At 74.2% G+C, this 14,866-nt stretch carries 13 protein-coding genes and 1 pseudogene; 4 read left to right on the forward strand and 10 right to left on the reverse strand.

What is annotated here, in order from left to right; genetic code table 11:
• Positions 1 to 41: 41 nt before the first annotated feature.
• From AB0G59_RS18010 to AB0G59_RS18020, 3 genes are read right to left on the reverse strand one after another with little or no spacing between them, the layout of a single operon-like run.
• Positions 42 to 518 carry a copper chaperone PCu(A)C gene (locus AB0G59_RS18010; protein WP_071962820.1) on the reverse strand — a complete coding sequence of 159 codons (477 nt, stop codon included), beginning with the start codon at positions 516 to 518 and terminating at the stop codon, positions 42 to 44.
• Positions 515 to 2,833: a cation-translocating P-type ATPase gene (locus AB0G59_RS18015; protein ID WP_360912647.1), complete on the reverse strand. Its 2,319-nt coding sequence runs from the start codon at positions 2,831 to 2,833 to the stop codon at positions 515 to 517. The genes AB0G59_RS18010 and AB0G59_RS18015 overlap by 4 nt, the downstream gene beginning before the upstream one ends.
• Complete coding sequence (locus AB0G59_RS18020; protein ID WP_071962818.1) at positions 2,833 to 3,066, reverse strand: hypothetical protein; 234 nt, start codon at positions 3,064 to 3,066, stop codon at positions 2,833 to 2,835. Before AB0G59_RS18020 ends, AB0G59_RS18015 begins: the two co-directional genes overlap by 1 nt.
• A gap of 228 nt (positions 3,067 to 3,294) precedes the next feature.
• Here AB0G59_RS18020 and AB0G59_RS18025 point away from each other — a divergent pair, with 228 nt between their 5' ends.
• Positions 3,295 to 4,650: a cytochrome P450 gene (locus tag AB0G59_RS18025; RefSeq protein WP_360912650.1), complete on the forward strand. Its 1,356-nt coding sequence runs from the start codon at positions 3,295 to 3,297 to the stop codon at positions 4,648 to 4,650.
• Positions 4,647 to 5,609: an isocyanide synthase family protein gene (locus tag AB0G59_RS18030; RefSeq protein WP_360912652.1), complete on the forward strand. Its 963-nt coding sequence runs from the start codon at positions 4,647 to 4,649 to the stop codon at positions 5,607 to 5,609. The genes AB0G59_RS18025 and AB0G59_RS18030 overlap by 4 nt, the downstream gene beginning before the upstream one ends.
• Before the next feature lie 73 nt (positions 5,610 to 5,682).
• Here the strand turns inward: AB0G59_RS18030 and AB0G59_RS18035 are convergent, their stop codons facing one another.
• The 3 genes from AB0G59_RS18035 to AB0G59_RS18045 are packed head-to-tail and all read right to left on the reverse strand — an operon-like array spanning position 5,683 to position 8,621.
• Positions 5,683 to 6,486, reverse strand: coding sequence for an ABC transporter ATP-binding protein (locus tag AB0G59_RS18035; protein ID WP_360912654.1), 804 nt, complete (start codon positions 6,484 to 6,486; stop codon positions 5,683 to 5,685).
• Positions 6,483 to 7,559, reverse strand: coding sequence for an iron ABC transporter permease (locus tag AB0G59_RS18040; protein WP_071962825.1), 1,077 nt, complete (start codon positions 7,557 to 7,559; stop codon positions 6,483 to 6,485). The genes AB0G59_RS18035 and AB0G59_RS18040 overlap by 4 nt, the downstream gene beginning before the upstream one ends.
• Positions 7,560 to 8,621: an ABC transporter substrate-binding protein gene (locus AB0G59_RS18045; RefSeq protein WP_360912656.1), complete on the reverse strand. Its 1,062-nt coding sequence runs from the start codon at positions 8,619 to 8,621 to the stop codon at positions 7,560 to 7,562. It abuts the gene before it with no gap.
• Positions 8,622 to 8,803: 182 nt separating this feature from the next.
• On the opposite strand from AB0G59_RS18045, the gene AB0G59_RS18050 reads away from it, so the two are divergent.
• On the forward strand, positions 8,804 to 9,544 hold the full coding sequence (locus AB0G59_RS18050) for a PIG-L deacetylase family protein (protein WP_360912658.1): 741 nt from the start codon (positions 8,804 to 8,806) through the stop codon (positions 9,542 to 9,544).
• 12 nt (positions 9,545 to 9,556) lie between these two features.
• Here AB0G59_RS18050 and AB0G59_RS18055 read toward each other — a convergent pair whose 3' ends face one another.
• From AB0G59_RS18055 to AB0G59_RS18070, 4 genes and pseudogenes are all read right to left on the reverse strand, one after another.
• The gene (locus AB0G59_RS18055) at positions 9,557 to 10,690 is read right to left on the reverse strand and encodes a PP2C family protein-serine/threonine phosphatase (RefSeq protein ID WP_360912660.1); all 1,134 of its coding nucleotides are present in this window, start codon (positions 10,688 to 10,690) and stop codon (positions 9,557 to 9,559) included.
• A 216-nt stretch (positions 10,691 to 10,906) separates the two neighbouring features.
• Entirely contained in the window at positions 10,907 to 11,284 is a 378-nt protein-coding gene (locus AB0G59_RS18060; protein WP_360912745.1) for a PTS fructose transporter subunit IIA, read from the reverse strand.
• Positions 11,285 to 11,389: 105 nt separating this feature from the next.
• Positions 11,390 to 12,004, reverse strand: a pseudogene (dhaL, locus tag AB0G59_RS18065) (dihydroxyacetone kinase subunit DhaL); the annotation flags it as partial.
• Positions 12,005 to 12,089: 85 nt separating this feature from the next.
• Positions 12,090 to 13,325, reverse strand: coding sequence for a glycoside hydrolase family 18 protein (locus AB0G59_RS18070; protein ID WP_360912662.1), 1,236 nt, complete (start codon positions 13,323 to 13,325; stop codon positions 12,090 to 12,092).
• A gap of 321 nt (positions 13,326 to 13,646) precedes the next feature.
• On the opposite strand from AB0G59_RS18070, the gene AB0G59_RS18075 reads away from it, so the two are divergent.
• Positions 13,647 to 14,825, forward strand: a complete 1,179-nt coding sequence (locus AB0G59_RS18075) for an acyl-CoA dehydrogenase family protein (RefSeq protein WP_360912664.1) — start codon at positions 13,647 to 13,649, stop codon at positions 14,823 to 14,825.
• The last annotated feature ends 41 nt before the right edge of the window (positions 14,826 to 14,866 follow it).

The raw sequence follows: 14,866 nt of genomic DNA on the forward strand, positions 1-14,866 counted from the left end.
TCCCCGCAGCCTCCTCGCCGCCCCCGACCGGTCCCGCCAATTCAGTTCCCCGGCCTTACCACCCTCGCCTCCACCCTCATCGTGCCGCTCTCGCGGAAGCGGAGGACGACCGGGACCGTGTCGCCCACGCGGACCTGCGGTGGGCGGTAGACCATGATGTCCAGGGTGTGGGGGGTCATCCTCACCGTGCTGCGGGCGGGGACGGTCGCTGTCGGGATCATGCGCATGGAGCCAGCGCCGTTCTTGACGACCGTGCGGCTCAGCATGGCGCCGCCCGCTGAGGGGACGTCGACGGAGAGGAGTTCGTCGTCGGCGTCGCCGGTGTTGCGGAGGGTGAACATCGCGGCCGTGTCGTCGATGCCGAACGGCAGCAGGATGCGGCCGTCCTCGGCGGTCACCGACGCCGGGCGGCCCGCGGCGCCGGAGGCGGTCCAGGCGGTGAGGCCGCCCAGGGCCACCGCGCAGGCCACGACGGGGACGAGGGCCGCACGGGCGGTGGGGAGCAGGGAGTCCTTCATCGGTTCGCACCTCGTGTGGGCCGGGTTCCGGTGGGGCGCGGCTGCCAGCCGCGCAGGCGCAGGCTGTTGCCGACGACCAGCAGTGAGCTGGCGGACATCGCCGCGGCGGCGACCATCGGGCTCAGCAGGCCGACCGCGGCGAGCGGCACGGTGATGAGGTTGTAGCCGAAGGCCCAGGCCAGGTTGGAGCGGACGGTCACCGAGGTGCGGCGGGCCAGGCGGACCGCGTCGGCCAGGGCGCTCATGTCCTCGCGTACGAGGGTGACGTCCGCCGCGCCGATGGCCGCGTCCGTGCCGCTGCCCATGGCGATACCGAGGTCGGCGCCCGCGAGGGCGGCGGTGTCGTTGACGCCGTCGCCGATGACGGCGACGCGGTGGCCGCGTTCGCGCAGCGTGCGGACGAGTTCCGCCTTGTCCTCGGGGGTGGCCCGGGCGTGGACCTCGGTGATGCCGAGTTCGCCGGCCACGGCCTTGGCGGCGGCCTCGCTGTCGCCCGTGGCCAGTACGGGCCGCAGGCCGAGTCGCTTGAGGTGGTCGACGGCGCGGTAGCTGCCGGCCCGTACGGTGTCGCCGAGGGCGACGACGGCCTCGGCGGTGCCGTCCACGCGGACGAGGACGGCCGTGTGGCCGTGCTGCCCGGCCCGCCGGACCGCGTCGGGGAGCGCCTTGTCCTTGCCGCGGGAGGCGGGGGAGAGGTCCGCGGTCTCCGCCCGGACCACCTCCACCACGTGCCCGTCCACCTTCGCGCGCACGCCCACGCCCGCCGTGGCGGTGAAGTCCTCCGCCGTCGGCAGCGGGCCGTCCGCCGACTCCAGGACGTACGCGTGGATCGCCCGGCCCACCGGGTGCTCCGAGCCGGCCTCCGCCGCCGCGGCCAGCCGCAGGGCCTTCTCGCGGCCCGGGCCGCCGGTACGGACGGTCGCCTCGGTCACCGTCATGGAACCGGTCGTCAGCGTGCCGGTCTTGTCCAGCACCACCGTGTCGACCCGGCGCAGTCCCTCGAGCGCCTGCGGGCCGCTGACCAGGATGCCCAGGCCCGCGCCCCGGCCCGTGGCCGCCAGCAGGGCCGTGGGGGTGGCCAGGCCCAGGGCGCACGGGCAGGCGACCACGAGCACCGCGACCGCCGCGGTGATCGCGGCCTGCGGGGAGGCGCCCGCGCCCAGCCAGAAGCCGAGGACGGTGACGGCGACGGTCAGGACCGCCGGGACGAAGACGCCGGCGACCGCGTCGGCGACGCGCTGCACGCGTGCCTTGCCCGCCTGCGCGTCCTCCACCAGGCGGGCGATGCGGGCCAGCTGGGTGTCGGCGCCGACCGCTTCGGCGCGTACCTCCAGCACGCCGCCGGAGTTGACCGCGCCACCGACCACCGCCGAGCCGGGACCCGCCTCGACCGGCGCGCTCTCGCCCGTGACCAGCGACAGGTCGAGCGCCGAGCCGCCCGAGACGACGACGCCGTCGGTGGCCACGCGCTCGCCGGGCCGTACGACGAAGTGGTCGCCGACGCGCAACCGCGCGATGGGGATCGTGCGTTCCGTGCCGTCCGCGGTCCGGACGACCACGTCCTTCGCCGCGAGCGAGGCGAGCGCCCGCAGCGCGGAGCCCGTGCCGCGCCGTGCGCGCGCCTCCAGCAGCCGGCCCGTCAGGACGAACAGCGGGACGCCGACCACCGCTTCCAGGTACACGTCGGCCGTGTCGCCCATGGCCTGCGGTACGAGCGTGAACGGCATCGTCATCCCCGGCTCACCGGCGCCGCCGAAGAACAGCGCGTACGCCGACCAGAGGTAGGAGGCCAGCACGCCGAGGGAGACGAGGGTGTCCATGGTCGCGTCCGAGTGCCGCAGCCCGCGCAGCGCGCGCTGGTGGAACGGCCACGAGCCCCACACGGCGACGGGCGTGGCCAGGACGAAGCACAGCCACTGCCAGTTGCGGAACTGCCACGCCGGCACCATGGACAGCACCAGCACCGGTACCGACAGGACGGCGGTGATCAGCAGCCGGTTCAGGGCCGCGGCCTCCGGCCTGCCCGCGTCGTCCGCGGACGCGCTCTCGTCGGGCGCCGGCGGTTCGGGGAGCGAGGCGGTGAAGCCCAGGCCCTCGATGACCGCCACCACCTCGGCGACGGTCACCTCGGCGGGGTGGCTGACGCGCGCCCGGCCGGTGGCCAGGTTGACGCTCGCGCTGACCCCCTCCAGCCGGCCGACCTTCTTCTCGATGCGGGCCACGCACGCCGCGCAGGTCATCCCGCCGACGATCAGCTCGGTCTCGACCGTGGACCCGGCGGCGGCATGCGTATCGGTACTCGTCGTCGTGCTCATCAGTGGCCCATCCCGTGCATGCCGCCGCCCATGCCGCCCATGCCTCCGCCGGAGCCGCCCGCCGGCTCACCGCCGGAGACCTCGCCACCGCCGGTGCGGTGCATTCCGGGTGCCACCGGGCCGGCCGCCGACCCGGCCGCGTAGGCGACGCCGAAGACGGCGGCCAGCAGCAGGACGAAACCGGTGAGGGTGGCGTACGGGCGGAGTGGGGGGCGTGCTCGACGTGCGGTCATCGCCGCATCGTGACACGGTCCGAGCCGCCCGGAGTCGCGCCTGCCGCTTCCTCGGCGCGTGAGGATTATCCCTTTCGCGCCCGGGAACCAGAGGGGCCGCGCAGCCGACTACCCCTAGATCGCGGGACTTCGTCGAAGACCCGTGCGAACGGGTGTGAACGGCCGGGAACCCGCCGGGCGTTCCATCCGACTTCTCAGGGGTCCACGACTTCGCGAGGAGAGCCCACCGTGTCGCTGCCCGACCCCGTACCCCTCTACGGCCCCGAGTACAAGCGCGATCCCTATCCGCTGTACGCGCGGATGCGCGAGGCGGGGCCGATCCACCGGGTCCTCTTCCCCAGCGGGGTCACCGCCTGGCTGGTCACCGGCCACGCCGCCGCCCAGCAGACCCTCGCCGACCTCCGGCTCGGCAAGAACCACGCGCGCGGCAACGACCGCTGGCGCGAACGCGCCTCGATCATGCCCGAGCCGCAGCACTCCCAGCTCCAGGTCCACCTCCTGCACCAGGACCCGCCGAAGCACACCGCCATGCGCCGGCTCGTCACCGACGCCTTCGCCCCGCGCCGCGTGGAGGAGTTGCGGCCGCGGTTCCAGGAGATGGCCGAGGCGCTCGTGGACGCGATGACGGACGCGCCGGCCCGGACGACGGCGCACGCCGGGGTCGTCGGGACGGCGGAGGCGCCCGTAGACGCCATGCCCGCCGGAACCGGAACCGGAACCGGGACCGCCGGCGGCGGCACGGTCGATCTGGTCCGCTGCTTCGCCGCCCGCTTCCCCTTTCAGGTCCTCGCCGAAGTCATCGGCCTGCCCCCGCACCTGGCCGCCCGCTTCCGTCGCGAGTGGGGCAAGGTCGTGGCGCCCGTGGGCCCCACCGACCCCGGCCGGCCCGCGTACGAGGCGCTGCTGCGCGAACTGCAGGGCTATATCGCCGAGGTCGTCGCCGACCGCCGCGAGCACCCCGGCGACGGGCTCCTCAGCCGCCTGGTCACCGCCCGCGACGCGGGCGAACTGACGGCGGAGGAGCTGGACTCCATGATCTTCCAGCTGCTCGTAGCCGGCCAGGAGCCGGTCACCAACCAGATCACCACCGCCCTGGTGGCCCTGCTGCGCCACCCCGACGCGCTGGCCCGGCTGCGGGACGAACCGGAGCTCATGCCCGCGGCCGTCGAGGAGCTGATGCGCCTCGACGGCGCCTTCGAGCTGACCACCTGGCGCTTCCTCGCCGAGGACGCCGAGCTGCACGGCACCCGCGTGCCCGCCGGCGACTCCGTGATCGTCTCCCTGTGCGCCGCCAACCGGGACCCCGAGCGCTTCCCCGACCCCGACACCCTCGACCTCGACCGGGCGCAGGGCCCGCACCTGGCCTTCGGGCACGGCATCCACTTCTGCCCCGGTGCGGCCCTCGCCCGCATCGAACTCCAGGTCGCCCTCGCCACCCTGATCACCCGGCTGCCGGGCCTGCGCCTGGCCGTCCCCGACGAGGAGCTCTCCTGGATCCCGGCCGTCCTCGGCCGCGGCACGGCCGAGCTGCCCGTCGCCTTCGACCGGCCCGCGTGCCCGTACTCCCGTGGAACGACCGCATGACGACCTGCAGCGACACCCTCACCGCGCCCGCGCCCGGCACCACCGCCGCAGACGCCGCGGACGTCGCGACCCGCATCCTGGGGCTCCTGCTGCCCTACCACCGCACCACCGAGCCGGGGCCGTGCGAACCCGGCGCCCACCCGGAACAGCTGCGCCAGATACGGCGGTTCACGGACGCGGGCCTGCCGGTGCTCTTCACCCTCCCCGGCTTCCCCTGCAAGTCCCCCAACCCCGCCAAGGTCCTCGGCCACCTCCCCGACGAGGGCGAACGCCTCTCGCTGGCCTTCCTCGACCGGCTGTGCGCGCGCATCGGCGAGATATACGCGCCGGGCGCCCGCATGCTCATCTGCTCCGACGGCCACATCTTCGGCGACCTCATCGACGTCCCCGACGCACACATCGACGCCTACGGCGACGGCCTGCGTGCCATGATCCGCGACGAGGGCCTGCGCCACCTCGAGACCTTCGACATGCGCCACGTGCACGGCGACGCCGACTACGACACCAAGCGCGCCCTGGTCAGCGAGGCCTACGCCCCCTCCCTCGACTCCCTGCGCGCCCTCGTCCGCGGCGACGAGGAGACCGCCCGGCTCTACCGCGGCATCACACGCTTCCTCGTCGAGGACACCGCGGGCTTCACCGGCACCCGCTCCGCCCTGCAGCGCGAGTGCCGCGGCCGGGCGTACGGCGTCATCGCCCGCAGCCGCGCCTGGGGCGACCTCATCGCCGACTGCCACCCCCACTCCGTACGGCTGTCGATCCACCCGCAGCGGCCGGGCGCCGCCAAGTTCGGCATCCGGCTCCTGGAGTCCGCCGACGCGTGGGCCACGCCCTGGCACACGGCCGTGCTGCGCGAGGCCGGGGGAGCGGCGCGGCTGGTGCACCGCGCGGACGCCGAAAAGCTGGGTCGCCTCGTCCTGCGCGACGGGCGGCCGAGCCACTTCGAAGCCCCGCGCTGACACGCGCAGACGAGGGGAGGGGCTGATGCGTCCGCATCAGCCCCTCCCCTCGTCTCACGCGCCGGACAGCGGATCAGCTGACCGGTACGACCACGGCCCCCGCCTCCGCCGGCGACCGGTGGTCGAAGGCGATCAGCGGATCCCCGGTCAGCGGGTGCTCGACCACCGCGGCCCGCACCCCGAACACCTCCGCCAGCAGCTCGGGCGTCAGCACCTCGCGCGGCGCACCCGACGCCACCACCGCCCCCTCGTGCAGGACGTGCAGCCGGTCGCACACGGACGCGGCCGCGTTCAGGTCGTGCAGCGCCAGCAGCGTCGTACGGCGCTGGGCCCGCAGCAGGGCCAGCAACTCCACCTGGTGGCGCACGTCCAGATGGTTGGTCGGCTCGTCCAGCACCAGCACCTTCGGGTCCTGGGCCAGCGCCCGGGCGAGCAGCACCCGCTGCCGCTCGCCGCCCGACAGCGCCGAGAACCGGCGCCGCGCCGCGCCCGCCATGCCCGCCTGGGCCAGCGCCTCGGTCACCGCGTCCCGGTCGGCCGCGTCCTCGCCCGCGAACGCCCGCTTGTAGGGCGTACGGCCCATGGCGACGACCTCGCGGACCGACAGCTCGAAGTCGGTGCCCCGCTCCTGCGGCAGCGCCGCGACCTGCCGCGCGGACTGCAGCGGCGTCAGCTGCCGGATGTCGGTGCCGCCGACGAGCACCCGGCCGGCCTGCGGCGCCAGATGCCGGTAGACGGTCCGCAGCACCGTGGACTTGCCGCTTCCGTTGGGACCCACGAGCCCGGCGATCTCACCGTCGTCGGCGAGCAGGTCGACCCCGGAGACCACCGTCCGCCCCGACAGTGCCACCTCCAGGCCCTCGATGGCGATCCTCACAGCCGCTCCATCCGTCGGTCCAGCAGGTACAGCAGCGTCGGCGCGCCGATCAGCGCGGTCACCACGCCCACCGGCAGCTCCTGGTCGGGAAGAACGGTACGGGCCAGCAGGTCGACGACGACCAGCAGCAGGGCGCCGAACAGCCCGGCCACCGGCAGCAGCCTGCGGTGATCGCCGCCCACCAGCATCCGGCACGCGTGCGGCACCATCAGCCCCACGAAGCCGATCGCCCCCGACACCGACACCAGCACGCCGGTCAGCAGGCTCGTCACCACGAACAGCTCGCGCCGCAGCCGCGTCACGTCCACGCCCAGGCTGGCGGCGGTCTCGTCGCCCATCAGCATGGCGTTGAGCCCCCGGGCCCGGGCCAGCAGCGCCGCCGTGGCGAGCACCACGGCGGCCGTGGGCAGGGCGAGCGTGGCCCACTGGGCCCCGCCCAGGGAACCCATCAGCCAGAACAGCGCGCCGTGCGTCTGCTGTTCGTCCCCGGCCTGCAGCACCAGGTAATGCGTGAAGCCCGACAGGAACTGCCCGATGCCCACCCCCGCCAGCACCAGGCGCAGCGGCCGGAAGCCGCCCCCGCGCCGGGCGAAGGTCCACACCAGCGCGAAGGAGGCGAGCGCCCCGGCGAACGCCGCCGAGGACAGTCCCAGCCCCAGCGCCCCGCCCGTGCTCGCCCCCAGCACGATCGCCGAGACCGCGCCCAGCGACGCCCCGCTGGAGATGCCCAGCAGATAGGGGTCGGCCAGCGGGTTGCGCACCAGGGCCTGGACGGCCGTGCCGACCAGGCCCAGGCCCGCGCCCACCACGGCCGCCAGCAGGGCGCGCGGCACCCGCAGCTGCCACACGATCAGGTCCTGGGTGCCGGGCACCGGCCCCTGCCCGCCGATGCCGCGCACCACCGCCGACCACACGTCCGCCGGCGGCACCGAGGTCGAGCCCAGACAGACGGAGGCGACCAGCGCCGCCAGCAGGCCGGCCCCCAGCGCGGCGCACGCCCAGCCGGCGCCCACCGTGCGGGCGGCCCCTTCACGATCCTCCCGCGCCTTGCCGGCGTCGGCGAGCGTCGTCATCTACTTGACCCGGTCCGGGTGGAGTACGTGCGCGATCTCGCGCACCGTGTCGGCGCTGCGCACCCCGCCGATCGTGGTGCGCTCGGAGCCGATGCGCAGGAAGCGGCCCGCCTTGACGGCCTCGAGCTCGGCGGTGGCGGGGAAGGACTTCAGGAACGCCGCGGCCTCGTCGAAGGCCTTGTCGTTCGCCTCCTGGCTGCCGCGGTTGCGCACGGCCAGCTGGATGTAGTCCGGGTTCTTGGCGACGACGTCCTCCCAGCCCACGGGCTTGAAGTCGCCGTCGCAGCCCGCGAAGACGTTCCGGCCGCCCGCCATGGTGATCACGGCGTTGGCGACCTGGCGGTTGCAGACCGCCATCGGCTGCTTGGTGCCGGCGTCGAAGTCGAACAGGAAGTAGGTCGGCCGCTTGTCCTCGGGCACGTCCTTGAGGGCGCCCCGCACCTCGCCCGTCTTCTTGCGCATGCCCTCGACGAGCTCGGCGGCACGCTTCGAGGTGCCGGTGACCTTGCCGAGCTCCTCGATGTCGGCCTCGACGCCCGACAGGTCCGTGCGGGCGGACTTGTTCATCGCCGCGCAGGCCGTCGACTTCAGGAAGACGTGCTTGATGCCCGCCGCCTCGAACTCCTTGGGCGTGGGGGCGTCGCCCATCTTGCCCATGTTCTTCATGGAGGAGAACGAGTCGACGTACAGCTGCGCGCCCGAGCCCAGCAGCTTCTCCTTCGGGATCACCGTCCTGCCCAGCACCGGCACCTTCGCCGCCTGCTCGCCGTACTGCTCGGGCAGGACGCCCTTGCCGGGCGGGAAGCCCGTACCGACGACCTTGTCGCCCGCGCCCAGCCACATCAGCAGCTCCAGGCCGGCGGAGTTGCTGGTGACGATCCGCTGCGGCGGCGCGTCGAACGCCGTCTTCGCGCCCATGCAGTCGCTGACGCTCACCGGGAACCCGGCCTTCGCGCCGGCGGCCGCGTCGTCGGCCTTCTTCGCCTCACCGCCACCGCCGCCGCAAGCCGTCGCCGACAGGGCCACAGCGGCCAGCACACCGCACCACGCACGAGGGCGCATCAGTAACTCTCCAGAAGCTCGACGTTCCCGGGCCCGCCGATACGGGCCCGGATCAGATAGTCGGACCGCGCGTCCCCCCAGTTCCCGCGTGTCGCGAAGAAGAGCGAAAAGCGGCGGCGACGCCCCGCATACGCTGCCCCGGGGCGCATCGACCGTGGAAGACCGGACGCGAAGGAGACGCCATGTCCGACCAGCTCGCCGAGATGCCCACCGACTGGCGGCGCGCCCTCGCCGTCGTCGCCCACCCCGACGACCTCGAGTACGGCGCCTCCGCCGCCGTCGCCGCCTGGACCGACGACGGCCGCGAGTGCGCCTACCTGCTGGCCACCTTTGGCGAGGCGGGCATCGACACCGTCACCCCCGCCGAGGCCGCGCCCCTGCGCGAGAGCGAGCAGCGGGCCAGCGCCGCCGCCGTGGGGGTGGGGAGCGTGGAGTTCCTCGGCCACACCGACGGCACCCTCGAGTACGGCACCGCCCTGCGCCGCGAGTTCGCCGCCGCCATCCGCCGCCACCGCCCCGAGCTGGTGCTGACCCTCAACCACCGCGACACCTGGAACCCGGGCAGCGGCGGCTTCTGGAACACCCCCGACCACCGGGCCGTGGGCCGGGCCGTCCTGGACGCCGCCGCCGACGCCGGCAACCGCTGGATCTTCCCCGAGCTCGTCGAGGACGGCCTGATGCCCTGGAACGGCGTGCGGTACGTGGCCGTCGCCGGCTCCCCGCAGCCCACCCATGCCGTGGACGCGCGCGCCGGCTTCGAGCGGGCCGTGGAGTCGCTGCTCTGTCATCGCACGTACATCGAGGCGCTCACGGACGAGGCCCCGCGGACGTACTGCCGCCGGTTCCTCGAGGGCGGCATGGCCGCCGTCGCCGACCGCTTCGGCGGCCGGCCCGGCGTGGCCTTCGAGCTGTTCACGCGCTGACGGGCCCGCATGTCAGCCGGCCTCCCGCGGCCCGGCGGGGGCGTCGGCCGCGCGCTCCATCACCAGGACCGCCACGTCGTCCTGCAGCCGGCCGCCGGTGTGCGCGTCGAGGTCGGCGCGCAGCCGCGCCAGCAGCTCGGGCGTCGGCAGGCCCGCCCAGTCGTTCAGCCGCTCGGCCAGCGGATAGAAGCCGCCGTCCGGGCCGCGCGCCTCCGTGACCCCGTCGGTGCAGGCCAGCACCCGGCAGTCCGCCGGCAGCGCGATCCGCCGGGGCGAGCGCGGCTGCGGCACCAGATTGCCGAGCCCCAGGGGCAGGCCCGGGTCCTGCTCCAGCTCGTGGACGCCGCCGTCCGAACCGATCAGGAACGGGGCCACGTGCCCGCAGTCGAGGAAGACCACCCGCACCCGGCCGGCGGCATCCGGCCGCTCCGAGGGGTCCTCCGGATCCTCCTCCGTGCCGAAGACCAGCGCGGTGACGAACTCCTCCGCCGCCTGCGCACCCCCCGAGCTCGCCTCGTACTCCACCGAGCGGTGGTAGCGGTACAGCCCCTGCTCCATCGCCACCACCCCGCCCTCCAGGTCCTGCCGGTGGTACGCGGCCTCCCGGAACGCCGTCAGCACCGCCGCCCCCGCACCGAGCGTGCCGAGCCCCTTGCCCCGCACGTCACCGATCAGCACCCGCGTCCCGTACGGGGTGTCGACGACCTCGTAGATGTCGCCGCCGATCAGCGCCTCCCGCTGCGAGGACACGTAGAAGCCGTCCACGACCACGCGGCGGGTGCGCAGCGGCAGCGGCCGCAGCAGCGCCCGCTGGGCGGCCTCGCCGGTGGCGCGCACCCGCTCCAGCAGGTCGACCTCGTCGCGCCGCAGCCGGGCCACGGCGATGCTCGCGCCGGCCATGAGGGCGTTGCCCAGCACGGAGCCGACGCGGTTGACGGCCGGCATCCCCGCGGGCAGCACCCCGTGGTGCGCCACCATCAGGCCGAAGTCCAGGACGCCGACGAACACCGTCTGGCGGTAGGTGCACAGGGCGGCCGCGGTCATGGGCGCCAGTGCGGCGTACATGTCCAGGCGGAGGTCGGCGGGGGTCACCAGATCGATGATCACCACGGCCATGAGGTAGGTCAGGGCCAGAGCGAAGGGCACGCCGCCCGGCCTCGACCGCGACATCGACAGGGTGCGCGACACCGTGGCAGGACCTCCGAGCCGGGGTCGCCGGAACACCGGGACGACAAGGGAAGGGAAAAGGGAACACGTAGACAGTTCCAGACTTTCCCGTCGAATGTCCCGCGGTCGCCCTCGTGTCGGCCACATCTGTTCGGTTGCCGCGGCCCGCGGCACGGCCCTGACAGGCCGGGGCCGTCAGAGCTTGCGGTACGTCCGCGCGTCGTCCGTCGCCGCGAGGACCGCCGCCCGGTCGCCGCCCGCCGACGCCGTCACCGCGGCCGCCACCGCACCCTCCACGAAGGGCGCGTCCGCGATGCGCACCTCCTCGAACCCCTTCTCCGTCAGCAGCGTCTTGACGGTCAGGACCGCGCTGCCCATGTCGCACAGGACGACCACGCCGGCGCCCTCGTCGGCGTCCTGTACCGCCCGGCGCACCAGCTCGGCGCTGGTGCCGATCGAGCCGTCGGGCAGGCCGCCCGCCGGTGCGACCGGCGCCGCGTCACCCGTGCCGACCAGGGCCCGGGCCAGCGCCGCGGCCGACCCGGCGACCTCGCGGCTGTGCGAGACCAGCACGACGCCGACCCGCCCGGCCTTCCGCTCCGGCAGGGGCGCCGCCTCCCGCTCCTCCGCCTCCGCCTGAGGTACTCGGGCGCACAGCGCCGGGTCCGTGGCCTCCCACAGCGCGGTCAGCAGCAGCGCCGAGGAGGTGGCGCCCGGGTCCTGGTGGCCGATGCTGCGCTCGCCCAGATAGCTGGCGCGCCCGCGCCGCGCCTGCAGCGGAATTGTGGCCTCCGCGCCCGCGCGGGCCGCGCGGGCCGCCGCGTCGAGAGCGGCCGTCACATCGCCCTGCTCCAGGGCCTCGGCGTAGGCGTCGGCGGCCGGCTGCAGGGCGTCGACCATGGTCTTGTCGCCGGGGGCGGAGTCCCCGAGCCGCCGTACGCTCGCCACGGCCGCGGCCAGCGCCCGGCCCAGCGTGGCGGGTTCGACGACGGGGTCCTCGCCCAGGATCTTGCCCATGCGGCGCAGCACGGTCCCGTACAGCGGGCCGGAGGCGCCGCCGACCGTGTTGGTCAGGTGCACCCCGACGGCGGTCAGCAGCGCCCCCGGGGTGGCGGGCGGCTCGGCGGCGACCGCCTCGGCGGCGGAGGTGAAGCCGCGCTTGAGGTTGGCGCCGTGGTCGGCGTCGCCGATGGCCGCGTCGAGCTCGGTCAGGTGTGCGGCCTCGGCGACGAGGACGCGCGTGGCGCGGTCCAGGAAGCGGCGGAAGAAGTCCAGGTCGAGCGTGACGGTCATGGGCGGCGGCTCCTTGTGCGGGCTCGGTTCCGCTCAGGGTAGTTCGGCCGCCCATGACCGTGGATCAGCCGCCCGTGACCGTGGATCAGTTGATCGCCTTGATCAGCTCGCCGTTCGCGGTGTCACCGCTGAGCTCCCAGAAGAACGTTCCGCCCAGGTTCTGCCGGTTCTTGTACGCCATCTTGCCCGCGATGGTCGACGGGGTGTCGTAACTCCACCAGTCGTTGCCGCACTTGGCGTAGGCCGTGCCGCCGACCGTGCCGTTCGCGGGGCACTTCGACTTCAGGACCTTGTAGTCCTCGAAGCCCGCCTCGTAGGTGCCCTTCGCGGGACCGGTGGCCGTGCCGCCGGGGGCGGACTGGGTGACACCCGTCCAGCCGCGGCCGTAGAAGCCCAGGCCCAGCAGGAGCTTGGAGGAGGGGATGCCCAGGGACGTGAGTTTGGTGATGGTGGCGTCGGTGTTGAAGCCGGCCTTCGGGATGCCGTTGTAGGAGCTCAGGGGGGAGTGCGGGGCGGTGGGGCCCTTGGCCTCCCAGGCGCCGAAGTAGTCGTACGTCATGGGGTTGTACCAGTCGACGTAGCGTGCCGCGCCCGCGTAGTCGACGGCGTCGATCTTGCCGCCGGCGGAGGCGTCGGCGGTGATGGCGGCCGTGACCAGGTTCTTGCCCCCGAACTTCGCCCGCAGGGCCGCCATCACGTCGCGGAAGGCGGTGCGGCCGCTGGTGTCGCAGGTCAGGCCGCAGGCGTTGGGGTACTCCCAGTCGATGTCGATGCCGTCGAAGACGTCGGCCCAGCGGGGGTCCTTGACCAGGCCGTAACAGGACTCGGCGAAGGCGGCGGGGTTCTTCGCGGCCTCGCCGAAGCCGCCGGACCAGGTCCAGCCGCCGAAGGACCAGACGACCTTGAGGCCCGGGTGCAGCTTCTTGAGCTTGCGCAGCTGGTTGAAGTTGCCGCGCAGGGCGCCGTCGTCCCAGGTGTCGGCCTTGCCGTCGACGCTGCCGGCCGCGTCGTAGGCCTTGTCGTAGTCGGCGTAGGCGTCGCCGATGGCGCACTTGCCGCCGGTGACGTTGCCGAAGGCGTAGTTGATGTGGGTGAGCTTGGCGGCCGAGCCGGAGGTCTCGATGTTCTTGACGTGGTAATTGCGCTCGTACACGCCCCAGTTGGTGAAGTAGCCGACCACCCGCTTGCCGGCGGCGGTGTCGTCGTCCGGGGTGTCGGCGGTGGCCGGGGCCGCGGCGAGGGCGGTGGCCAGGAGCGTGGCGGCGGCCGCCGCCGAGGCGAGCAGGGCGTGGGGGCGGCGGATTCCGTGCGGTCGGGGCATGGTTCTCCTCGGTGGGTGGGGAGAGCGGCGGGGGTGACCGGCGTCCCGGGTGTTGGCATGGACGCGTTGAACGGTGGGGAAACCGTAGAAGGACTAGACCAATGGGTCAATGGTTCGGACCAAACCTCGCGGAGAACTGTTCAAGATCCGCAGACCCGTGACGTCAGGCCCCCGATCGGGCATACTCCAAGCGCCACAGCCGCAGGTCACCCACGGTCCGCAACCCGGCACGGGACCTTCGGCTGGGCGACCACGGTGGCGCCGCCGACACCCTTTGCGCGCCCGCCGCCGCCGCGCCCGACAGGGAGGAGAGCCGCCGTCATGACCGAGCACGGCCCGCAGCCGGTGGAGCGTCAGCTGCCCACCGAGGAGGCCCACGACCTGATCTCGCTCGTCCGCGATCTGATCCGGCGGGAGATCGAGCCCCACGCGGCCGAGGAGGAGGACGCCGGGCACTTCCCGCGCGAGGTCTTCGGCCTGCTCTCCGCGTCCGGCCTGCTCGCCCTGCCCTACTCCGAGGAGTTCGGCGGCGGCGACCAGCCCTACGAGGTCTACCTGCAGGTGCTGGAGGAGCTCGCCGCGGCCCGGCTCACGGTGGGCCTGGGCGTCAGCGTGCACACCCTCGCCTGCCACGCGCTCGCCGGTTACGGCACCAAGGAGCAGCGCCAGGAGCACCTGCCCGCCATGCTCGGCGGCGGCCTGCTCGGCGCCTACTGCCTCTCCGAGCCGTCCTCCGGCTCCGACGCCGCCTCCCTGCGCACCCGCGCCACCCGCACCGGCGACACCTGGACCCTCGAGGGCACCAAGGCCTGGATCACCCACGGCGGGATCGCCGACTTCTACACCGTCCTGGCCCGCACGGGCGGCCAAGGGCCCCACGGGATCACGGCCTTCCTCGTGCCCGGCGACGCCCCGGGCCTGTCGGCCGCGCCGCCCGAGCGCAAGATGGGCATGAAGGGCTCGCCCACCGCGCAACTGCACTTCGACGGCGTCGAGATCGGCGACTCCCGCCGCCTCGGCGCCGAGGGCCAGGGCTTCGCCATCGCCCTGGACGCCCTCGACTCCGGCCGCCTCGGCATCGCCGCCTGCGCCGTCGGCGTCGCCCAGGCCGCGCTCGACCAGGCCCTGGCCTTCGTCACCGAGCGCCGGCAGTTCGGGCGCCCGCTGTCCGACTTCCAGGGGCTGCGCTTCATGCTCGCGGACATGGCCACCCAGATAGAGGCCGGCCGCTCGCTCTACCTCGCCGCCGCCCGCCTGCGCGACGGGGGCAGGCCCTTCTCCCGCCAGGCCGCCATGGCCAAGCTCTTCTGCACCGACGCCGCGATGCGGGTGACCACCGACGCCGTCCAGCTCATGGGCGGCTACGGCTACACCGCCGACTTCCCCGCCGAGCGCTACATGCGCGAGGCGAAGGTCCTGCAGATCGTCGAGGGCACCAACCAGATCCAGCGGATGGTCATCGCCCGCCACCTCGCGGGCCCCGAGACCCACGTCGGCTGACCCGGGACCGCCCGGGGCGCGCCCGCCCCGGGCGGCGCGCG

The organism is Streptomyces sp. NPDC021096 (genome assembly GCF_040641275.1).
GTDB lineage: Bacteria > Actinomycetota > Actinomycetes > Streptomycetales > Streptomycetaceae > Streptomyces.